Origin of the sequence: uncultured Sneathiella sp., from assembly GCF_963976355.1 — a bacterium.
In the GTDB taxonomy this organism is placed as follows: domain Bacteria; phylum Pseudomonadota; class Alphaproteobacteria; order Sneathiellales; family Sneathiellaceae; genus Sneathiella.
In genome coordinates this window covers 199699-220094 of the sequence record NZ_CAXBKA010000002.1, presented here as the reverse complement: position 1 = coordinate 220094, position 20396 = coordinate 199699, and the positions used below count along the sequence as shown (strand labels likewise).

At 60.2% G+C, this 20396-nt stretch carries 21 protein-coding genes; 17 read left to right on the top strand and 4 right to left on the bottom strand.

Going from position 1 to position 20396, the window contains the following annotated elements; translation table 11 throughout:
* The first annotated feature begins 183 nt into the window (after positions 1-183).
* From tkt to AAC599_RS04725, 9 genes are all read left to right on the top strand, one after another.
* Positions 184-2187, top strand: coding sequence for a transketolase (tkt, locus tag AAC599_RS04765; RefSeq protein ID WP_340149261.1), 2004 nt, complete (start codon positions 184-186; stop codon positions 2185-2187).
* Positions 2188-2242: 55 nt separating this feature from the next.
* On the top strand, positions 2243-3250 hold the full coding sequence (gap, locus tag AAC599_RS04760) for a type I glyceraldehyde-3-phosphate dehydrogenase (protein WP_340149260.1): 1008 nt from the start codon (positions 2243-2245) through the stop codon (positions 3248-3250).
* Between the two features lie 35 nt (positions 3251-3285).
* Entirely contained in the window at positions 3286-4479 is a 1194-nt protein-coding gene (locus AAC599_RS04755) for a phosphoglycerate kinase (RefSeq protein WP_340149259.1), read from the top strand.
* Positions 4480-4507: 28 nt separating this feature from the next.
* Positions 4508-5521, top strand: coding sequence for a class I fructose-bisphosphate aldolase (locus AAC599_RS04750; protein WP_340149258.1), 1014 nt, complete (start codon positions 4508-4510; stop codon positions 5519-5521).
* A 14-nt stretch (positions 5522-5535) separates the two neighbouring features.
* Positions 5536-6195, top strand: a complete 660-nt coding sequence (gene thiE / locus AAC599_RS04745; protein WP_340149257.1) for a thiamine phosphate synthase — start codon at positions 5536-5538, stop codon at positions 6193-6195.
* A gap of 42 nt (positions 6196-6237) precedes the next feature.
* Positions 6238-6801: an elongation factor P gene (efp, locus tag AAC599_RS04740; RefSeq protein WP_340149256.1), complete on the top strand. Its 564-nt coding sequence runs from the start codon at positions 6238-6240 to the stop codon at positions 6799-6801.
* 47 nt (positions 6802-6848) lie between these two features.
* Positions 6849-7652 carry an inositol monophosphatase family protein gene (locus AAC599_RS04735; protein ID WP_340149255.1) on the top strand — a complete coding sequence of 268 codons (804 nt, stop codon included), beginning with the start codon at positions 6849-6851 and terminating at the stop codon, positions 7650-7652.
* Between the two features lie 88 nt (positions 7653-7740).
* Complete coding sequence (locus AAC599_RS04730) at positions 7741-8757, top strand: NADPH:quinone oxidoreductase family protein (RefSeq protein WP_340149254.1); 1017 nt, start codon at positions 7741-7743, stop codon at positions 8755-8757.
* 41 nt (positions 8758-8798) lie between these two features.
* Positions 8799-9446, top strand: a complete 648-nt coding sequence (locus tag AAC599_RS04725; RefSeq protein WP_340149253.1) for a hypothetical protein — start codon at positions 8799-8801, stop codon at positions 9444-9446.
* Between the two features lie 13 nt (positions 9447-9459).
* Here the strand turns inward: AAC599_RS04725 and AAC599_RS04720 are convergent, their stop codons facing one another.
* On the bottom strand, positions 9460-9792 hold the full coding sequence (locus AAC599_RS04720) for a YbjQ family protein (protein ID WP_340149252.1): 333 nt from the start codon (positions 9790-9792) through the stop codon (positions 9460-9462).
* A complete protein-coding gene (locus AAC599_RS04715; protein WP_340149251.1) occupies positions 9789-10001 on the bottom strand; it encodes a hypothetical protein in 213 nt (70 codons plus the stop codon). The genes AAC599_RS04720 and AAC599_RS04715 overlap by 4 nt, the downstream gene beginning before the upstream one ends.
* Positions 10002-10248: 247 nt before the next feature.
* On the opposite strand from AAC599_RS04715, the gene AAC599_RS04710 reads away from it, so the two are divergent.
* From AAC599_RS04710 to AAC599_RS04690, 5 genes are read left to right on the top strand one after another with little or no spacing between them, the layout of a single operon-like run.
* Positions 10249-11241: an OmpA family protein gene (locus tag AAC599_RS04710; RefSeq protein ID WP_340149250.1), complete on the top strand. Its 993-nt coding sequence runs from the start codon at positions 10249-10251 to the stop codon at positions 11239-11241.
* A 2-nt stretch (positions 11242-11243) separates the two neighbouring features.
* Positions 11244-12443 carry a hypothetical protein gene (locus AAC599_RS04705; protein ID WP_340149249.1) on the top strand — a complete coding sequence of 400 codons (1200 nt, stop codon included), beginning with the start codon at positions 11244-11246 and terminating at the stop codon, positions 12441-12443.
* A gap of 32 nt (positions 12444-12475) precedes the next feature.
* Positions 12476-13858, top strand: coding sequence for a peptidoglycan -binding protein (locus tag AAC599_RS04700; RefSeq protein WP_340149248.1), 1383 nt, complete (start codon positions 12476-12478; stop codon positions 13856-13858).
* The gene (locus AAC599_RS04695; protein WP_340149247.1) at positions 13859-14794 is read left to right on the top strand and encodes a glycosyltransferase family 9 protein; all 936 of its coding nucleotides are present in this window, start codon (positions 13859-13861) and stop codon (positions 14792-14794) included. It abuts the gene before it with no gap.
* A complete protein-coding gene (locus tag AAC599_RS04690; RefSeq protein WP_340149246.1) occupies positions 14791-15852 on the top strand; it encodes a glycosyltransferase in 1062 nt (353 codons plus the stop codon). Before AAC599_RS04695 ends, AAC599_RS04690 begins: the two co-directional genes overlap by 4 nt.
* Here AAC599_RS04690 and AAC599_RS04685 read toward each other — a convergent pair.
* Positions 15841-17649 (bottom strand): ABC transporter transmembrane domain-containing protein, encoded by a 1809-nt coding sequence (locus AAC599_RS04685; protein ID WP_340149245.1) that lies wholly within the window; start codon positions 17647-17649, stop codon positions 15841-15843. The genes AAC599_RS04690 and AAC599_RS04685 overlap by 12 nt on opposite strands.
* Positions 17650-17813: 164 nt before the next feature.
* Here AAC599_RS04685 and rpmE point away from each other — a divergent pair, with 164 nt between their 5' ends.
* Positions 17814-18041 (top strand): 50S ribosomal protein L31, encoded by a 228-nt coding sequence (gene rpmE / locus AAC599_RS04680; RefSeq protein ID WP_340149244.1) that lies wholly within the window; start codon positions 17814-17816, stop codon positions 18039-18041.
* 81 nt (positions 18042-18122) lie between these two features.
* On the opposite strand, the gene AAC599_RS04675 is transcribed toward rpmE, so the two are convergent.
* Complete coding sequence (locus AAC599_RS04675) at positions 18123-18569, bottom strand: DUF1465 family protein (RefSeq protein WP_340149243.1); 447 nt, start codon at positions 18567-18569, stop codon at positions 18123-18125.
* Between the two features lie 214 nt (positions 18570-18783).
* Between AAC599_RS04675 and AAC599_RS04670 the strand changes: the two genes are divergently transcribed.
* Together AAC599_RS04670 and AAC599_RS04665 are read left to right on the top strand one after the other, a co-directional pair.
* The gene (locus AAC599_RS04670; protein ID WP_340149242.1) at positions 18784-19239 is read left to right on the top strand and encodes an Hsp20 family protein; all 456 of its coding nucleotides are present in this window, start codon (positions 18784-18786) and stop codon (positions 19237-19239) included.
* Positions 19240-19401: 162 nt separating this feature from the next.
* Positions 19402-20391 carry a succinylglutamate desuccinylase/aspartoacylase family protein gene (locus AAC599_RS04665; RefSeq protein WP_340149241.1) on the top strand — a complete coding sequence of 330 codons (990 nt, stop codon included), beginning with the start codon at positions 19402-19404 and terminating at the stop codon, positions 20389-20391.
* The last annotated feature ends 5 nt before the right edge of the window (positions 20392-20396 follow it).

Here is a 20396-nt window from a genome sequence, read left to right as displayed (position 1 = left end):
GCCTTCTCAGGGAGAGCTACCCATATCCGGACTGACCCGGCAAACTGGAGACATTTTGAAACCAACCCGAAGACGGGCACCAGCAATCTGAAAGCACATCCCGTGTGATCGCTCGGCACCTTGCCGCAACTGGCACCGCTGACGATATGAACGGATTTTCTGGTGGATGGAGATGAGCCAAGTATGAATAAAATCGGGCTTAAGTCGTCAACAAACTCAAGCGAACATAACGATATGGCGAATGCCATTCGCGCCCTCTCGATGGACGCGGTCCAGGCCGCGAATTCAGGGCATCCGGGCATGCCGATGGGCATGGCCGATGTCGCCACGGTCCTGTTCTCCAAATTCCTGAAGTTCGATCCGGCCAAACCAAACTGGGCCGACCGCGACCGCTTCGTGCTGTCCGCCGGTCACGGATCGATGCTGCTCTATTCCCTGCTCTATCTCACCGGCTACAAGGACATGACACTGGGGGAGATCAAGAATTTCCGCCAGCTCGGCGCGAAAACCGCCGGTCATCCGGAATTCGGCCATGCAGACGGGATCGAGACGACGACCGGTCCGCTCGGCCAGGGCCTGGCCATGGCTGTCGGCATGGCGCTCTCGGAAAAGATGCAGGCGGCGCGCTTCAAGGACATCGTCGATCACCATACCTATGTGATCGCCGGCGACGGCTGCCTGATGGAAGGCATCAGCCATGAGGCCATTTCCTTTGCCGGCCACCTCGGCCTTGGCAAGCTGATCGTGCTATGGGACGACAACTCCATCAGCATCGACGGCGCGACCGAGCTTGCAGTCTCTGATGATCAGGAAAAACGGTTCGAGGCCGCGGGCTGGGACGTGCATGCGGTCAACGGCCATGACGCCGAAGAGATCGAAGCCGCCATCAAGGCGGCGCAGAAAAGCAGCAAGCCGTCGATGATCGCCTGCCGCACCACTATCGGTTTCGGCGCCCCGAACAAGCAGGGCACCTCCGGCGCCCATGGCGCACCGCTTGGCGATGATGAAATTGCCCTCGCCCGGACCGAGCTGGGTTGGCCCCACGCGCCTTTCGAAATCCCGAACACGATCCTTGATAAATGGCGTTGCGTCGGCACCAAGGGCGCCCGCCTCTCCGCCGCCTGGGAAAAGTCCTTCAAGGCGCAGCCCGAAGATGTACAGGCAACCTTCAAGACCGCTATCGCCGGAAACCTGCCGCCGGAGCTTGAGGACGCAATTATCGATTACAAGCGCCGCCTGAGCGAGGAGGCCCCTGGCTGGGCAACCCGCAAATCCAGTCAGGAGGCGCTCAAGGTCATCAATGACAAGATCACCTGCACCGTTGGCGGTTCCGCCGACCTGACAGGCTCCAATCTGACGCTGACATCACAGCTGGAGCCGATCACGCCGGAAGATTTCTCCGGCCGGTATATATATTACGGCGTGCGCGAATTCGGCATGGCCGCGATCATGAACGGCATGGCGCTGCACCGCGGCTTCATTCCCTATGGCGGCACTTTCATGGTGTTCACCGACTACGCCCGCCCGGCCATCCGCCTCTCCGCCCTGATGGAGCAGCGGGTGATCTATGTAATGACCCATGATTCCATCGGTCTTGGCGAAGACGGTCCGACCCATCAGCCGGTCGAGCATCTGGCCGCCCTCCGGGCGATGCCGAACCTTAATGTCTTCCGTCCGGCGGACGCGGTGGAGACGGCGGAATGCTGGCTGCTGGCGTTGCAGGCGACCAAGACCCCGTCGATCCTGTCGCTCAGCCGTCAGGGACTGGAGCTGGTCCGCAAGACCCATACGGCGGACAATCTCTGTGCCAGGGGCGCCTATGAGCTGGCGGGATCGAACCTGGAGACGAAAGTCAGCCTGTTCGCCTCCGGCTCCGAAGTCTCCATTGCGCTGAAAGCACAGAAAATGCTGGAGGCCGAAGGCATCGGAACCCGCGTCGTTTCAGTCCCCGCCTGGGAATTATTTGCAAAACAGGACGATGCTTACAAAAAAGAAACACTTTGTCCTGATACTGTGCGCATTGCCGTCGAGGCAGGTTGCGATATGGGCTGGGAAAAATTCACCGGTCCGGACGGCGGCTTTGTCGGCATTAACAGTTTCGGTGCGTCCGCGCCTGCGGACAAACTCTATGAACATTTTGGCATTACCGCCGAGGCCATCGTCGCCGCGGCAAAAGACAGGCTTTAATTGGGTCGATAACGGCCGGCGGTCACGGGACCCCGGTAATCAGGAGTAGAAGAAAATGACTGTTCGTGTAGCAATTAACGGATTTGGACGGATTGGACGGAATATCCTGCGGGCGATTTATGAATCGGGCCGTACGGATATTGAAGTTGTCGGCATCAACGACCTGGGCTCGGTCGAAGCCAACGCCCATCTTCTGAAGTATGACAGTGTGCATGGCCGCTATCCCGGCACGGTAAAGGTTGACGGCGACACCATCGACCTCGGCCGCGGCCCGATCAAGGTCACCGCGGAACGCAACCCGGCCGACCTGCCCTGGGGCGCCCTCAATGTCGATATCGCCTTTGAATGCACAGGCATCTTCACCAAGCGCGACGCCGCCGCCAAGCATCTGGAGGCAGGCGCGAAAAAGGTCCTCATCTCCGCCCCCGGCACCGATGTCGACCTGACCGTCGTGTATGGCGTCAATCATGACAAGCTGACGAAGGACCATACGGTCGTTTCCAACGCGTCCTGCACCACCAACTGCCTGGCCCCGGTCGCGCAGGTGCTCAATGAAAGCGTCGGCCTCGTTCATGGTTTCATGACGACTGTACATGCCTTTACAGGCGACCAGCCGGTGCTCGATACCCTGCATTCCGACCTGCGCCGCGCCCGCGCCGCCGGTATGTCCATGATCCCGACTTCCACCGGCGCCGCCAAGGCTGTCGGCCTGGTGCTGCCGGAACTCGCCGGCAAGCTCGATGGCACCTCGGTCCGGGTTCCGACACCGAATGTCTCGATGATCGACCTGACCTTCGTCGCCGGCCGCGCGACCACCAAGGACGAGATCAACGCCGCCATCACCGAGGCCGCGAACGGCCGCCTGAAAGGGGTGCTCGACGCCAACAGCGATCCGGTCGTCTCCATCGACTTCAACCACAGCCCGGCGTCCTCGACTTTCGATCTGACCCAGACACAGGTGATCGACGGAACCTTCGTCCGTGTTCTGAGTTGGTATGACAACGAGTGGGGCTTCTCCAACCGCATGAGCGACACGGCTATCGCGATGGCGAACGCGAAGTAGGAAGCAAGAAGAAGTAACGGACGGAGACGAGACGTATGGTCGATTTCAAGACCCTTGATGATCTGGATGCCAGCGGCAAGACCGTTCTGGTGCGGGTCGATCTGAACGTGCCGGTGGAAAATGGCAGGATTGCCGATTTCACCCGCATTGACCGGATCCGGCCCACTCTGGACCAACTTGCCGACAAGGGGGCGATCGTCCTGCTGCTCAGCCATTTCGGCCGGCCCAAAGGCAAGGCCGTGCCGGAAATGTCTCTCCGTCCGATTGCCGAGGGACTGTCGGATCATATCGGCAAGCCCGTCACCTTTATCGAGGACTGCATCGGGGAGCCTGTGCAAAAGGCGCTCAAAGATGCCAAGGCGGGCGATATCCTGCTCGCCGAGAATGTCCGCTATCACGCGGGCGAGGAGAAGAACGACGCGGATTTTGCGAAAGACCTCGCCGCCGCGGGCGATCTCTATGTGAATGACGCCTTTTCATGCTCCCACCGGGCCCATGCCTCGACCGAGGCGATTGCCCATCTGTTGCCGGCCTATGCGGGCCGCAATATGGAAGCGGAACTGACCGCGCTCACCAAGGCGCTCGAAAAGCCGGAACGGCCCGTGATGGCGGTTGTCGGCGGCGCCAAGATCTCCAGCAAGCTCGACCTGCTGTTCAACCTGATCGAAAAGGTCGATATTCTGGTGATCGGCGGCGGCATGGCCAACACCTTCCTGAATGCGCAAGGAATTAATGTCGGCGCCTCGCTCTGCGAGCATGACCTCGCCGATACCGCGGTGGAAATCCTCGAAAAGGCGGAGAAAGTCGGCTGCGAGGTTCTCCTGCCCGCCGATGTCGTCCTGGCGAAGGAATTCAAGGCAGGGGCGGAAAACCGCGCTGGCAAGCTTGATAGCGTCGAGGAGGATGAAATGATCCTCGATATCGGGCCGGATACGGTGACGCTCCTGAAAGCACGGCTTGCCATGGTCAAGACGCTGATCTGGAACGGCCCTTTCGGTGCCTTCGAGATCGAGCCATTCGATGAGGGTACGGTCACCGTCGCGAAAGCGGCCGAGAAGCTGACGAAAGCCGGCGAGCTGATTTCCGTTGCCGGTGGCGGCGATACGGTCTCGGCGCTCGCAAAAGCCGGGGTTGCCGACGGCTTCACCTATATCTCAACGGCAGGCGGCGCCTTTCTTGAATGGATGGAAGGCAAGACATTGCCGGGGGTCGCCGCACTTGCCCGCTGATCGGGCCAAACTACGGGAGACGATTAAAATGGATGACATGGACCTTGAAGATATTGCGAAGGCGCTGGTCGCGCCGAGCAAGGGCATTCTCGCCGCCGATGAAAGTACCGGCACGATCAAGAAGCGTCTGGAGACCATCAACACCCCGAGTACCGAGGAAACCCGCCGCGACTATCGCGAGCTGTTGCTCTCGAGCGAGGGTGCAGGTGATTATATCAGCGGCGTCATCCTCTATGATGAAACCATCCGCCAGCAGGCGAAGAACGGCACGCCGCTGACCGAACTTATCAAGAGCCAGGGCATCATCCCCGGCATCAAGGTCGATACGGGCGCGAAGCCCCTCGCCTTTTCCGAAGGGGAACTGGTGACCGAAGGGCTTGACGGCCTGCGCGACCGGCTCAATGAATATCACAGGCTCGGTGCCCGCTTCGCCAAATGGCGCGCTGTCATCTCCATCGGCGACGGCGCCCCCAGTCAGTATTGTATCGACACCAACGCCCATGCCCTCGCCCGCTACGCGGCGCTCTGTCAGGAAGCCAACATCGTGCCGATTGTCGAGCCGGAAGTGTTGATGGATGGCGATCACAATATCGACGAATGTTATGCGGTCACGGAGACGACGCTGAAAACCGTCTTTGACGAGCTCTACAAACAGCGCGTCGTGCTGGAGCAGATGCTGCTGAAACCCAATATGGTCGTCTCGGGCAAGGACTGCCCCGAACAGGCAGGCATCGACGAAGTCGCCACCAAGACCCTCTATTGCTTCGAGCAGACGGTCCCCGCCGCCGTGCCGGGCATCGTCTTCCTCTCCGGCGGCCAGAGCGAGCAGCAGGCGACGGAACATCTCAACGCCATGAACCAGATGGGCAGCTATCCGTGGGAGATCAGCTATTCCTTCGGTCGCGCGCTGCAGGCCTCCGCGCTCAGCACCTGGCAGGGCAAGCCGGAGAATATCGAGGCGGCCCAGAAAGCCTTCCTCCACCGCGCAAAACTCACCAGCGCCGCGCGCGACGGTGGTTATAGCGCGGATATGGAAGAGTAAGGGTTCGAATTCAAATGGGGACAGCGCCTCAAGAAGAACGGGAGCGTCCCCGTCTCTACCTGATATCACCCGCCGTCATTGATCTTGATTCCTTTGAGGCCGACTTTCGCGCGGCGCTCTCAGGCGGCGATATCGCCTGTTTCCAGCTGCGCCTGAAAGACCGTCCGAAAGAAGAGATTATCAAAGCGACCAAGCGTCTTTTCCCGATTGCCGAGGCGGCGAATGTCGCCTTTCTCCTCAACGACGATGTTGATCTCGCCAAGGAACTCAAAGTTGATGGCGTGCATGTCGGTGCCGAGGATATGCCCTATAGGCAAGCCCGCGCGCTGCTCGGGCCCGACGCGATTATCGGCGTCACCTGCAAGAATTCCCGCCATCTCGCGATGGAAGGCGGCGAGATGGGCGCGGATTACGTGGCCTTCGGCGCCTTCTTCCCCTCCTCCACCAAGGCCAATACGACCAAGGCGGACCCGGAAATTCTGGAATGGTGGGCCAATACAACGACGGTGCCCTCCGTCGCCATCGGCGGCATCACCGTCGAGAATGCGGAAACGATCTTGCAAAGCGGCGCCGATTTTCTCGCCGTCGGCAATGGCGTCTGGGGCTACAAGGACGGCCCGAAAGAGGCCGTCGCCGCCTTTAATCGCGTGATTGATAAGGTCATGACAACCTGATAGGTTCCGGCCAGATTTTTTTGACAGAAGCGAAGATGAAACATGAAAATTAACGGAAATGCCATTCGGCCCGGCAACGTCGTCGAACATAAGGGCGGCCTCTGGGTCGCCGTCAAGATCCAGCATACGCAGCCGGGCAAGGGCGGCGCCTATCTTCAGGTCGAACTGAAGAACCTGCGCGACGGAAGCAAGCTGAACGAGCGTTTCCGGTCCTCTGAATCGGTCGAGAAAGTCCGCCTTGAGCAGAAGCCGCACCAGTTCCTCTATGAAGACGGAGAGCTGCTGACCTTCATGGATACCAGCACCTATGAGCAGGTCTCCATCGCGAAAGACATGGTCGGCGAGCGCGCCGCCTTTCTGCAGGACGGCATGGATGTCGAGATCGAGTTTCACGAGGACAGCCCGCTGACCGTGATCCTGCCCGAACAGGTCGTCCTGGAAATCACGGATACCGAACCGACGGTGAAGGGACAGACGGCTGCCTCCTCCTATAAACCGGCGATCCTGGAAAATGGAATACGGGTCATGGTGCCGCCTTTCTGCGGCAGCGGCGAGAAAATCGTTGTCAACACGGAAACATCCGAGTATCTCAAGCGGGCGGAGTAAACCCCCCGCCTGAATCCCCGTTTCCAGATCAAGAGTAAAACAGCATCATGGCGCGAAAATCTGCTGACATCAATGCAATGGAACTTTCCGCCCGCAAGGCGGCCCGCAAGCTCCTGCGCGATTTCAACGAAGTTGAGCATTTGCAGGTCTCCCGCAAGGGACCGGCGGATTTCGTCACGCAAGCCGACCTCACCTGCGAGGCGACCCTGCGCGAGGAACTCGCCCGGCTCCGCCCAGATTACGGCTTCATCACCGAGGAAGGTGAGAATATACCGGCGAAGGATGGGGAACATTACTGGGTGATCGACCCCCTCGACGGCACCACGAATTTTCTTCACGGCCTCCCCCATTTCGCGATTTCCATCGCCATCAAAACGGGCAAGGAAATCACGGCGGGGATGGTGCTGGACCCGGTCAAGGACGAGATGTTCTGGGCGGAAAAAGGCGGTGGCGCCTATGTCAACACCCGCCGCCTGCGTGTCTCCAGCCGGACCCGCATGGCCGACAGCATTTTCGCGACCGGCATTCCCTTCATGGGCAAGAAGGACCATGGCAGGTTTCTGAAAGAGCTGGAGCGGTTCATGGAAGTCTCCGCCGGGGTGCGCCGCTACGGCGCCGCGTCCCTCGACCTCTGCTACGTCGCCGCCGCCCGCTACGACGGCTTCTGGGAGCGCGATCTGCAGGAATGGGATATCGCCGCGGGCATCATCATCGCCCGCGAGGCGGGTGCCCTCGTCTCACAAATCGACGGCGGCGAGAAAATGCTCGAAAAAGGCGACATCCTCGCCAGCAATCCCGGCGTCAACAGCGCCATGATGGAAATTTTCCGCGAGCTCCGGCTCGGACGATAGTTCATGTAAATCAAAGACTTGTAATTGGCGTCGGGTTCTCTATTCTAAGGCCCGCCTATTAACAATAACAAGTCAGGATCAACGTGACATGCGTGCTATCGTCATCCATGAATTCGGCAACTACAAAGACGTTGCGAAGCTCGAAACCCTTCCCGTTCCGGAGCCCGGCCCCGGTGAAGTCGTCGTCCGTAACAAGGCGGCCGGGGTCAGCTTCGCGGCCACCCTCAACATCGCCGGAAAATACCAGCGCAAGGCGCCCCTTCCCTACATCCCCTCGACGGAAACCGCCGGTATCGTCCATGCGGTCGGCGAGAATGTAAGTCGCGTTGCCGTCGGCGATCATGTCATGTGCAGCGTCAATCACGGCGGCGCCGCCGGGTTCTGCCGGATCGAGGATGTCGCCTGCCTGAAAATACCGAAGGATATGGATTTTGCCGTCGGCTCGGCGATCATCACCTCCTACAACACCTCCTACGGAGCGCTGGTGCGCCGAGCCAAGCTGCAAAGTGGCGAGACATTACTGGTTCATGGCGCTGCCGGGGCGGTCGGCATGGCCGCAGTCGAGATCGGCAAGGCTCTCGGCGCGACAGTGATTGCCGTCGCCGGCGGGGAAAAGCATTGCGAGACGGCCCGCCGCCATGGCGCAGATTATGTCATCGATCACCGGCAGGAAGACTTTCGCGAGCGGGTGATGAAATTCACCGACGGTCGCGGCGTCGATGTCGTCTATGACAGCATCGGCGGCGATGTGACGATCCAGTCCATCCGCTCCCTCGCCTGGGAAGGACGGCTGCTGACCATCGGCTATGCCTGCGGCACGATCCCGAATATCGCGGCCAATACGCTGCTGCTGAAAAACGCGTCCGCGATGGGCTTCAACCTTGGCCATTTCTTCGGCTGGTCGCCGGGCGGGAACCGGCGGGAACATATCGATGCTCTCGATGAGATGGCGGCCGGTGTTCTCGATCTTTATGCGAAGGGTCTCGTCAAGCCCGAGATCGGCGCCCGCTTCCCGCTGCATCGCTTCGTGGATGCCCTGGATGCGGTCGTCAACCGTGAGGTAGACGGAAAATGCGTTGTCGAGATGAGTGAAGAAGATTATTAAACTCTAATTCACGTTTGTTTGTCTGCCAATTAGGAAGTTTTGTGTATTTTGTAAATCTGATTAAAGCTGTCTTCACCTGGGGGAATATATTTCGCTGCATTGTCTTTGCCTGTATTCCGGCGGGACTGTTCTATATCATTTCTGTCCTCGTCATGAAATCGGCAGGCTTTGATCTTATCCAGATATTGAGGGATCCGGCGCAGCAGACGGAAACATCGAGCTTTCTCGGCTTCCTGTCCAACATCGGCAACTGGGCATGGGTGTCCGCGGCGGCGATTTGCTTCTTCAGCGCGATAAATGTCGGCGCGCCGGGGGCTGCCCGCCGCCGGGAGCTCACCCTGATGGTCGGAACGCTCTCGCTGGCCCTTGCCGTAGATGATTTCTTCCTGATCCATGACCGGTTCATTCACGAATATATATTATATGCCACCTATGCGGTTCTGGCGCTGGCGCTGTTGGCGCGCCATTACAGGCAGATCGTCAAGATTGACGGGTTTCCCTTCCTGCTGGCGGGTACCTTTCTCGCATTATCGATCCTGACGGATCTTATCCAGCTGGATATACCCGTTCGATATTCCCACAGTCAGGTCGTGGAAGAAGGCTTCAAGTTTCTGGGGGCGACAACCTGGCTCTATTTCAGTGTCCGGATGGGCCTCAGTTTTCAGCAGTTCCTGACCCGGAAGGCCTGACGGGCTCCGTTCCTTATTTCTGCTTCAGCCGGACGGCGGTTCCGAAGGCGAGGATCTCGGCGGAACCGGCCATCACCATCGAGGTGGTGAAGCGCATCCCGACAATGGCATCCGCGCCCTTCAGCCGGGCGTCCGAGATCATGCGGTCCGTCGCCTGCTCCCGCGCTTCCGCCATCAGCTTGGTATATTCCCTGACTTCCCCGCCCACCAGGTTGCGAAGGGCAGCGATGATGTCGGTGCCGATATGCTTGGCGCGGATGACATTCCCTCGCACGAGGCCGATCACCTCGGTAATCTCGTGGCCCTTGATCTCATCGGTGGTCGTTACAATGATGTCCGCTCTCATTTGTCGACATTCTCCTCGTAATATCTGTCTTCGGCATTGGTCTTGTGCTGCCACAGCACCCGGAACAGCAGGAAGCCGAGCGCGCCCAGGACGATCAGAAGGACGAGGCCGAACGGAAAGGGGGCCATCGCCCCGGCGAAAAGCAGGAACAAAAGATAGATCCCACCGCCAAAGATCACCAGCATCAAGGCTATTGTATCAAGCTTCATCGTTACCACCCTCCTTCAGCCGAGACATGATTGCCGCCCGCTTTCAGCTTATGGAAATAGGACAATATCGCCAAATACTTTCATAAAACTAAACGATTGTCGCCGTGCACCGGCTAAGTTATTGTGCTATGCAATCGCCTGTCTGCCCAAAAGTTGACATTTTCCGGGATCAGGTTCGGATAACGGGGCAGCAATGCACGCAGGATGGAAACGCCATGGTAACGCAGTCACGCAAGGGAGGGAGCCGATGAAAAAATCACGAGCAACGGCCTGTCCCCTGACCCTGCTCGCGCCCTATGCGCTGGCCCTTCCACTGGTAATCACAGCCATCCCCCTCGCCCTGGCCGATACGGGCAATGCCACGCGGCCGCTGGTCGAAGTGAATATGACGGTGCTGCAACCGGCAGGATCGAGCAGTCGCGCCCCGACCCGGATCATCGACGGGAATACGGTAATCACCCTGACGCCGCCGTCGCTGCGCCCGAAAAAGCCGGAAACGCCGCCCGAGAAGATCGTTACCCCGCTGACCAAACCCTCCCTCACCCTGCCGGAGACCGAGGTCGCCGAAGCGCCGCCCGTTCCGGTGCCGCCGATCAATCCGGCGAAGCTCCCCGCCGCAACGGAGGAGGCGAAATTCGAGGATGTCTCCACCCCCGTGGTCAAGATGGACACTGTACCGATCCCGACACCCGAGATTGTCGAAAATTTGAAATCGGAAGCCGCGAAAGAGGCTGCGGAAAAAGTGACGAAAAGCGCCGAAGCGCCGCAGGCCCCCGCCGAGACGGAAAAGGCTGCGGAGACTGATGCCACTGCCGAAACAGAACCCGCCGTTCAGTCGGAAGAGGAAGCGGCGAAGGAAATCCAGCTGGCCGCGATTACGCCCGACGCCGGTCCACCCGCCAGCAAGGCACTTGCCAAAGCAACGGACGACCAGAATAACCTCACCCGCATCCTCTTCGCCGAGGGGGAGATGGAACTGCCGGACGCGGCGCAGGCCAGCCTGCAATCCATTGCCGATCAGGTCATCAACGGGGAGCGGCAGAATGTCCAGCTTCTCGCCTATGGCAGCGGCAGTAATGTCAGCGCCGCGCGGCGTCTTTCCCTCAGTCGGGCGCTGGCGGTACGCTCGGAACTGATGACCCTCGGCGTGGACAACAAGAAAATTGAAGTCCGGGCCCTTGGCGAGCCGGAAGGCGACGGCCCGTCGGATCGCGTTGACCTCCTTTTGATTACACGGTGACCATGACAACATATTCGAATGTCGAAACCCATAACCTGGCGGGCACACCCAATATCAAGAAACCGCGCCGTTACCTTATCCGCATGGCCATCTTTATCGCCATCGCCATCGCCATAACCGCCTTCCTCTATCCGCAGATACAGACGGCCTTTTTCGCCAATCCGCTGTTGAACGGCCTGATCATTTTTGTCTTGCTGTTCGGGATTGCCTTTATTTTCCGGCAGGTCTTCATGCTCTCGGGCGAGGTCAACTGGACGCACACACTGCGCCGGCTGGAATCGACCCAGCCGACCGCCCGGCCGCCACGCCTGCTGGCGCCGCTGGCGACCATTATCCATGACAGCAAGGGCCCTGTCCGGCTGAGCGCCATGACAATGAACACCCTGCTCGATAGCGTCAGCGCCCGCCTTGATGAAGGGCGGGATATCTCCCGCTACCTGATCAATGTGCTCGTCTTTCTCGGCCTGCTCGGCACCTTCTGGGGATTGCTGGAGACGGTCGATTCCGTCGGCGGCGCCATCTCGACCCTCAATGTCGGCGGCGGCGGCGATTTCGCCCGCATTTTCGATGAGCTCAAGCTCGGCCTTGAAAAGCCGCTGTCGGGCATGGCCGTGGCCTTTTCCTCCTCCCTCTTCGGTCTGTCGGGCTCCCTTATCCTCGGCTTTCTCGATATGCAGGCAGGACAGGCGCAGAACCGCTTTTACACCGATCTGGAAGAATGGCTGACCTCCATCACCCGCTTCACCAGCTCCGGCTCGTCGATCGTCAGCGACGGCGATCAGAGCGTGCCTGCCTATGTCCATGCCCTGCTGGAGCAGACGGGCGAGAGCCTCAACAATCTGCAGCGCACTCTCGCCCGCAATGAGGACAAGCGCGGATCAGCTGAGAATTCCCTGATCAGCCTGAGCGAGCGCCTCGCGGCGCTGACCGACCAGATGCGCACGGAGCAGGACCTGATGGTCCGGCTTGCGGAAAACCAGACGGAACTGAAACCGGTTCTGGAACGGATCGCAAAATCCGGGGAGACCGCCGGCCTCGATCAGGCGAGCCGCAACCATCTTCGGAACCTGGATGTGCATATGGTCCGCCTGCTGGAGGAAAGCGCCGATGGCCGCGACCATGTGGTTCAGGAAATCCGCAGCGATATCAAGCTGTTGACCCGCACAATTGCCGCTATTGCGGAAGAAAGCCGCCGTGGGTGAGGTAATGCCCAGTGCCCGGAACGGAGTAAGTTATGGCTCGTAGACGCCGCGGACAACGCGCCCCATACGAGATTTGGCCCGGTTTTGTCGATGCGCTAACCACGCTGCTGCTGGTGATCATCTTCCTGTTGGTGGTGTTCGTGCTGGCGCAGTTCTTCCTCTCGCAGGCCCTGTCGGGACGCGACGCTGCGCTTGAAAAGCTGAACCAGCAGGTCAATGAACTCGCCGACCTTCTGGCGATCGAACGGCGGACCAGCGCCAATCTGGAAAACCAGATCAGCCAGCTCACCATCGATATGACCCGGCTTGAGGAAGAGCGTGACAGCGTCATCATCCAGCTCGACACCCTCACCAGCCGCGCCCTCTCCGCCGAGGAAGACCGCGACCGGCTGACGGTCCTCCTCCGCGAAGAAAAAGAGAAAACCGCCGAGATAGAGGAAAAACTGAGCGCCAGCGAGGAGAAACTCGATGTCAGCGAGGAAAGCCTGAAAGCCAGCCTTGCCGAACTTGAAAGCCTGCGGCGCGATATCGCCACGCTGGAGGAAACCCGCAAAAACCTCGAAGAGGAAGTCGGCAAGCTCGCCGCGACCATCGAGGATAAGGACAGCGAAATCGGCAATCTCCGTGATCGCAGCAAGGAGTTGGAAGCGCGCATCGCCGATGAGCAGGAACGCACCAACCTCGCCCAGGAGGAGATCGAGGCGCGGGAAATCCGCCTCGCCGAGCTGCAGACCCTCTATCTGCAGACCCAGGACAAGCTGGAGGAAGAAGAAGAACTGTCGGCAGCCGCCCGCTCGCAGGTGGCTGCGCTCAATACCCAGATCAACGCGCTCCGCAACGAGCTGGCCAAACTGAACCAGCTGCTGGATGCGAGCGAAGCCAAGGACGCCGAGCAGAAAGCCCAGATCGCCGACCTTGGCAAGCGGCTCAATCAGGCGCTGGCCGCCAAGGTGCAGGAACTGCAGCAATACCGCTCCGAGTTTTTCGGCAAGCTGCGCGAAGTGCTCCGGAACCGTCCCGGGATCAGCGTTGTCGGCGACCGCTTTGTCTTCCAGTCGGAAGTTCTGTTCGATGCGGGCAGCGCGGAACTCGGCCCCGACGGCAAGCAGGACATGGCCAAATTCGCCGAAACCCTGCTTGAAATCGCCCGCGATATTCCAGACGATATCGATTGGATCCTCCGCGTCGACGGCCATACGGACAAGCAGCCGATCAGCACGGCCCGCTTCCCCTCCAACTGGGAGCTGTCCACCGCCCGCGCCGTCTCGGTCACGAAATTCCTGATCAGTCAGGGCGTATCGCCGAACCGCCTCGCCGCGACCGGCTTTGGTGAATTCCAGCCCATTGATTCCCGCGATGATGAAATCGGGTATCTCCGCAACCGGCGGATCGAGCTGAAACTGACGGAGCGCTAAGTGGCGGGCACAGGCCGGAACATTCTTGTCATCAAGCATGGCGCCATGGGCGATGTGATCCTCGCGCAGGGTCCGTTTCAGGCCATCCGCGCCCATCATGGCGATGCGCGCATCGTCCTCCTGACCACGCGCCCCTTCGCCGCCTTTCTTGAAAAATCCGGGCTGTTCGATGAGGTCTGGATCGATGAGCGCCCGAAGCTGTGGCAATTATCCAAGCTCATCCCGCTGATCCGCAAGCTGCGCCGGGGCCGCTTCGACCGGGTTTATGATTTGCAGACCTCGACCCGGACCAACAGCTATTTCCGCTTTTTCCCGAGCCGCAGAAAGCCCGAATGGTGCGGCATCGCGAAAGGCAGCTCCCATCCCCATGACAGCCCGCTGCGCACCAAGATCCACACGATCGAGCGGCATATCGACCAGTTGAAGGTCGTCGGGATCGAGAGCGTGCCACCGGTCGATTTCACCTGGGCGATGACCGATATCTCGCGCTTCGAGCTGCCTGAGAAATATGCGCTGCTGGTGCCGGGCGGCTCGGCCCACCGGCCGGAAAAACGCTGGCCCGCCGCCCGCTTTGCCGAGCTCGCGGTTTATCTGGATAGCAAGGGCATTACGCCGGTGCTCGTCGGCGGCAAGGCGGAGGCCGAGGCGATCGCGACGATCCGTGAGCATTGCCCGGCGGCCATCGATCTTTCATCCCGGACCGAGTTTGGCGATATCGCGGCGCTCGGTGCCGGGGCGACGCTCGCGGTCGGGAACGACACCGGGCCATTGCATCTGATCTCCGCCGTCGGCTGCAAGACGGTGGTGCTGTTCTCGAAGGCGTCCGATCCGCATATGTCGCGCCCGCGCGGGCAGGACGTTACCGTGCTCCGCGAAGATGACCTCGCCGACCTGCCACTCGCCGCCGTGCTGGGCAGTCTGGGACTGGACGAATGAGCGATGGAGCGGCGGGCACCGTACTTTGGTGGGGCCGTTTAGATCCTGACTACTCCCGCAACCGCATCCTCCGTCAGGCGCTTCTCCGGCTCGGCTGGAAAATCGAGAATTTCCGCCCAAGGATCAGCTCGCTTGGTCATCTGGAGGCCATCTTCAAGGGCGTGAAGAAGCCGGACCTGCTCTGGCTCCCCGCCTTTCGTCAGCGCGACATGGCGGCCGCCGCGAAATGGGCGGCGCGGCGCGGCGTGCCGATCCTTTTCGATCCGATGATCTCTTCCTACGACAAGCAGGTATTCGAGCGGCAGAAGTTTCCGGAAGAAAGCGCATCTGCCCAAAAACTCCTGAAACAGGAGCGGGCACTCTTCGCCGCCGCCGATCTTGTCCTTGCCGATACCGCGGGCCACGCCACCTTCTTCCGGAAGACGCTGAACATGCCCGCCGAGAAAGTCCGGGTGGTCGCCCTCGGAGCGGAGGAAGGGCTTTTCACGCCCGCACCGATGACGGAAAAATCGCCGGACGCGCCGCTGGAAGTGCTGTTCTTCGGCAGTTTCATCGGCCTGCAGGGACCCGAGATCATTATCGAGGCGGCGAAACGCTGCCGGACGGAGGTGCGCTGGACAATGCTTGGCGACGGCCCGCTGAAAGAGGCATGCGAGGCTGCGGCGGCGGGACATCCCGCCATCCGCTTCGAAGGGTATCTTCCCTATGAGCAGCTCCCGGCACGCATTCACGCGGCCGATATCCTGCTGGGTGTGTTCGGGATAAGCGCCAAGGCGGAACGGGTCATCCCCAACAAGGTCTATCAGGCGCTGGCCTGTGGTCGCCCGGTGATCACCCGCCGTTCGACCGCCTATCCGGGTGGCGAGACCACTGGCCTTCTGCAGATACCGGAAGGCGACCCAGATACGCTCGCAGAAACTGTGGCGGAGCTTGCCGAAAATCGCCACGACTTACCGGCGCGCGGCCTTGCCGCAGAGAAATACTATGTGGAGAATTTCAGCATGGAAACGATCCGCGCCCAGCTTGCGGACGCGCTGGCGCTGGTCTTACGCCGATAGGGCGTCGCGCCCGGTATTGAACTGCAGCTTCGCCAGCTTGGCGTAAAGCCCGCCTTCCTTCATCAGCTCTTCATGGGTGCCCTGGGTCACGATTCGGCCATGCTCCAGCACGATGATCCGGTCGGCGTTCAGCACCGTCGCCAGCCGGTGGGCGATGACCAGCGTCGTGCGGTTCTCCATCAGATGCTCAAGCGCAATCTGCACCATCCGCTCGCTCTCCGCATCGAGGGCGGAGGTCGCCTCGTCGAGCAGCAGGATATCCGGATCGCGCAGGATGGCGCGGGCAATGGCGATGCGCTGCTTCTGACCGCCGGACAGCTTGACCCCGCGCTCGCCGAACTCGGTATGAAAGCCCTCGGGCATAGCCTCAATAAACTCTGTGGCGACGGCGGCATCGGCGGCGGCGCGCACTTCCGCATCGCTCGCCTCGGGGCGGCCATAGCGGATATTCTCCATGGCGGAATCGGCGAAGATCACTGCATCCTGCGGCACCAGCCCCATCAGCGCCCGCAGCCGCGTCGGATCGACATCGGCGATATTGACGCCGTCGATGGTGATTTTGCCGGATTGCGGATCGTAGAAGCGCAGGAGAAGCTGGAACATCGTGGTCTTTCCGGCACCGCTCGGCCCCACCAGCGCAATCGTCTCGCCCTTGGCAACCTCGAGGTCAATGCCGTTGAGCGCCGCCGTATCCGGGCGGGAGGGATAATGGAAGCTGACCCCGTCGAATTTGATATTGCGCGTCACGCTGTCGCCGATCGGCGTCGGGTTCTCGGCAACCTTCACCGTCGGCACTTCCGCCAGGATTTCGAGGAGCCGCTCCGATGCCCCGGCGGCACGCTGAAGATCGCCCCAGACCTCGCTTAGCGATCCCATGGACCCGGCGACCACCACCGCATAGAAGACGAAGGAGGCGAGCGTGCCCGCCGACATGGAGCCATCAACGACCGCCGTCGCCCCGCTCCAGAGCACGAAATCAATGGCGCCGAAAATGAGCAGGATCACCAGCGCCGTCAGCCAGGCCCGCGCCTGTATCCGCTTGACGGCAATGCGAAAGCTCAGCTCGACCGCCTCGCCGAACTGGACGCGGTCATGGGCCTCATGGGTATAGGCCTGCGATGTCTGGATGGCGCGCAACGTCTCGTCGGCGCGGGAACTGACGGCGGCAATGCTGTCCTGGTTGGTCCGGCTCAGCTTGCGCACCATACGGCCGAAGATGATGATCGGCACCAGCACCAGCGGCACGACGATCAGCACCATTCCGGCAAGCGCCGGGCTCGTGTAGATAAGCAGCGCGAGACCGCCCAGAAACAGCAGGAAATTCCGAAGCGCGACCGAGATGGAAGAGCCGATCACCGTCTGGATCAGGGTCGTATCCGTGGTCAGGCGCGAAAGCACCTCCCCCGTCCGGGTAATCTCGAAAAAGGCGGGGTTGAGGGTGAGGACGTGATTGAAGACGGCCTTGCGAATGTCGGAGATCACCCGCTCCCCGATCCAGGAGACGAGATAGTAGCGCCCGAAGGTCGCGAAGGCGAGCACGGCGACAACCCCCATCAGCCCGATGAAATAAGGCTCCAGGCTGGCGGAGCCGGCGGAAAAGCCCTTATCCAGCAGCAGCCGGATCGCCTGCCCGATCATCAGCGTGGCACCGGCCGCGAAAATCAGGGCGATCAGCGCCCCGACGACCCGCCAGCGGTAGGGCGCGACGAATCGCGACAGTTGCCATAGCCGCGTTACCACTTTTTTCGATTTTTTTGCCTGTTCCGCGGTGCGGTCTGTCTCGCCTAAATCAGTCACGCGTTTCGTCCGATCAAGTCATACTTTGTGCTCTAGGGTGTAAAGGTCACGGCCAGGAATGCAAGAAAAAATGCCAAAAATCACATCTTTGCTTGCCATCGGCCCAAAGCTTTAATATAAGGCGCGCTGAACAGATTTTAGCGTCCCCAAAAGGGTGAGCCGACATGAAAAAAGATATACATCCCGATTACCACACGATCACCGTCGAAATGACCGATGGATCGACATTCGAAACCCGTTCGACTTACGGCAAGGAAGGGGACACCCTGAAGCTGGATATCGACGTCAAGACCCACCCGGCCTGGACCGGCGGCGCGCAGCATTTGCGCGATGACGGACGGGTAGCCAAGTTCAACAAACGCTTCGCGAACTTCGGCATCAAGTCGAGCTGATCGACGACAACGACCGTTAAGGGTTATCGGATCAGGCGCCTCACCCGGCGCCTTTTTCTTTGCTTGCGACCGGATGCGCCGTTACGGATTGGCGCGGCGGTAGGCCGCCTGCCCCTGCTGATCGAGGCGGAGAAGCCGCTGATACAGCCGCTCGCTCCGATCCAGAAGCGATTGCAGCCCTTCGGGCAATATCGCCGGATCGCACACCGGTTCCTCGGGCAGGCAAATCTCCAGATGCTGAAGGTGGCATTCCTCCTTCTGCGCTTCGGCGGCGGTGATTTCCCCAGCCTGCAGGGCGCGCTGATAAAGCAGCCAGGCCATCCCCTCGGTCAGCCGTGTCGTCAGCCGCAGCGATTCCGCCGCATAGCCGAAATTGGCCTCCACCGGCAGATGGCGCACATCTTCCTTGCCGCGACCGGCGAGATAGGCTCGCGCCTCCCGCACGAGGTCCAGCGCCTCGTCATAGGTCCGTGTGAAAAAGATGGTTTCAGACCCGGCAACCGCCCGGCCGTTATCACTCGCGCTCATCAACTACCCTTTGCCACCCTTCCTTGGGTGGAAATCCCTTATACAACTGAAAGAAAATTAGCCTTCAAAAGTTAATTTTCCATCTTTGACCCTCTTGAATCTGTCGGGAAATGCCACATATATGGGGCATCAGGCGCCGATTAAGGGCCTGAAAACAAGGGTTTGGCCCAGTTTGGGGAACCCGCAGATATATTGCTTCATAGGAGAATATAAAATGCGTACATATGACTTTTCACCTCTCTTGCGTTCCACCGTCGGTTTCGACCGCATTGAGCAGCTTTTCCGCGGTTTTGAACGGGCCTCTGCCGAGAACAGCTATCCGCCCTACAACATTGTTCGCAAAGATGCCGATAACTATCGCATCACCATGGCGGTTGCCGGGTTCGAGGAAGATCAGATCGAGATTGTCGCCACGCAGAATTCGCTGAAGGTGACCGGCAAGTCGGTCGAGGAAAAGGACGCGACAGAAGGACAGCAGTATTTGCATCGCGGCCTTGCGTCCCGCTCTTTCGTACAGAATTTCGAACTTGCCGAAACGATCAAGGTTGTCGGCGCAGCCATGGAAAACGGCCTGCTGCATATTGACCTCGTTCGGGAAATTCCGGAGGAGCATAAACCCCGGACGATTGAGATCAACAAGGACAAGCTTATCGAAAACAAAGCTGCCTAATCCCGTCCCTCTCTTGACGGAAGATAGCCCGCCCGCGTTGGCGGGCTATTTTTTTGCCGAAAGGAGACGGCGGCGCGGCATAGAGACATATCTCTCATGGCGTCCAGACCCATTGCCCGATATAGTGAGAGAAAGTCCTCCCACACTACAGGTGTTTTCTTCATGTCCTCGCTTATTTCCACCAAGATTGATTTCGATAAAGACGGTATCCAGCATGGATATCTCCAGCTGCTGCATTCCGTCCATCGCTCCGCCTATGGCTATATCCCGATCCCGATTGCCAGTCTGAAAAACGGCGACGGGCCGACGGTGCTGCTGATGGCGGGCAATCATGGCGATGAGTATGAGGGACAGGTGATTCTCTCCAACCTGATCCGCACCCTGCCGCTGGACCAAATCCGCGGGCAGCTGATTATCCTGCCGATGGCGAATTTCCCGGCGGCCGAGGCGGGGCTCCGCACCTCGCCTATCGATCACGGCAACCTCAACCGCTCCTTCCCCGGTGTCGATACCGGCACCCCGACCCAGCAGATCGCCCATTATATCGAACATACGCTGCTGGAACGCGCGGATTTCCTGTTCGACCTGCATTCGGGCGGCAGTTCGCTGTTCTACACACCGACGCTGCTTTTCTCGGTCACCTCCGACGATCCGCATCTCGCCATGAAGCGCGACATCGCGGAAGCCTTCAGCCTGCCGCACACCCTCTATTTCGAGCGCAGCGATGCCGGTAGTTTCTCCTCCGCCGCGGCGTTTCGCAAGGGCGTCTGCAGCATCCTGACGGAGCTTGCCGGTGGCGGCACCGTCTCGAAGGGACTGCCAAAGCTGGCAGGCGATGGCCTGCTCCGCTCGCTCCATCGTATCGGCGTGATCACCAGCGCACCGGAAGCCGCGCCATCGAAAGGCCGCGTCTTCTCGGAAGAGGCGAGCATTTTCGCGACCGAACCCGGAGTGTATGAGCCGCTTGCCGATCCCGGGGAGGATGTCGCGGAAGGCCAGCCCGCCGCCCTCATCCACCGCACCGAGACGCCGGGCCGCGAACCGATCGAGCTCTTTTTCGAGGGCAAGGGCGTCATCCTCGCCAAGCGGCAGGGCGCCCGGGTCATCCGCGGCGACTGCCTGTTCCATATCGGCCAGAATGAAGAGCTGTGATCCGG

What these genes read in the sequence shown, in the direction of transcription:
- tkt (WP_340149261.1), top strand. Translation starts at nt 184, where the DNA reads ATGAATAAAATCGGGCTTAAGTCGTCAACAAACTCAAGCGAACATAAC.
- gap (WP_340149260.1), top strand. Translation starts at nt 2,243, where the DNA reads ATGACTGTTCGTGTAGCAATTAACGGATTTGGACGGATTGGACGGAAT.
- AAC599_RS04755 (WP_340149259.1), top strand. Translation starts at nt 3,286, where the DNA reads ATGGTCGATTTCAAGACCCTTGATGATCTGGATGCCAGCGGCAAGACC.
- AAC599_RS04750 (WP_340149258.1), top strand. Translation starts at nt 4,508, where the DNA reads ATGGATGACATGGACCTTGAAGATATTGCGAAGGCGCTGGTCGCGCCG.
- thiE (WP_340149257.1), top strand. Translation starts at nt 5,536, where the DNA reads ATGGGGACAGCGCCTCAAGAAGAACGGGAGCGTCCCCGTCTCTACCTG.
- efp (WP_340149256.1), top strand. Translation starts at nt 6,238, where the DNA reads ATGAAAATTAACGGAAATGCCATTCGGCCCGGCAACGTCGTCGAACAT.
- AAC599_RS04735 (WP_340149255.1), top strand. Translation starts at nt 6,849, where the DNA reads ATGGCGCGAAAATCTGCTGACATCAATGCAATGGAACTTTCCGCCCGC.
- AAC599_RS04730 (WP_340149254.1), top strand. Translation starts at nt 7,741, where the DNA reads ATGCGTGCTATCGTCATCCATGAATTCGGCAACTACAAAGACGTTGCG.
- AAC599_RS04720 (WP_340149252.1), bottom strand. Translation starts at nt 9,792, where the DNA reads ATGAGAGCGGACATCATTGTAACGACCACCGATGAGATCAAGGGCCAC.
- AAC599_RS04715 (WP_340149251.1), bottom strand. Translation starts at nt 10,001, where the DNA reads ATGAAGCTTGATACAATAGCCTTGATGCTGGTGATCTTTGGCGGTGGG.
- AAC599_RS04710 (WP_340149250.1), top strand. Translation starts at nt 10,249, where the DNA reads ATGAAAAAATCACGAGCAACGGCCTGTCCCCTGACCCTGCTCGCGCCC.
- AAC599_RS04705 (WP_340149249.1), top strand. Translation starts at nt 11,244, where the DNA reads ATGACAACATATTCGAATGTCGAAACCCATAACCTGGCGGGCACACCC.
- AAC599_RS04700 (WP_340149248.1), top strand. Translation starts at nt 12,476, where the DNA reads ATGGCTCGTAGACGCCGCGGACAACGCGCCCCATACGAGATTTGGCCC.
- AAC599_RS04690 (WP_340149246.1), top strand. Translation starts at nt 14,791, where the DNA reads ATGAGCGATGGAGCGGCGGGCACCGTACTTTGGTGGGGCCGTTTAGAT.
- rpmE (WP_340149244.1), top strand. Translation starts at nt 17,814, where the DNA reads ATGAAAAAAGATATACATCCCGATTACCACACGATCACCGTCGAAATG.
- AAC599_RS04675 (WP_340149243.1), bottom strand. Translation starts at nt 18,569, where the DNA reads ATGAGCGCGAGTGATAACGGCCGGGCGGTTGCCGGGTCTGAAACCATC.
- AAC599_RS04670 (WP_340149242.1), top strand. Translation starts at nt 18,784, where the DNA reads ATGCGTACATATGACTTTTCACCTCTCTTGCGTTCCACCGTCGGTTTC.
- AAC599_RS04665 (WP_340149241.1), top strand. Translation starts at nt 19,402, where the DNA reads ATGTCCTCGCTTATTTCCACCAAGATTGATTTCGATAAAGACGGTATC.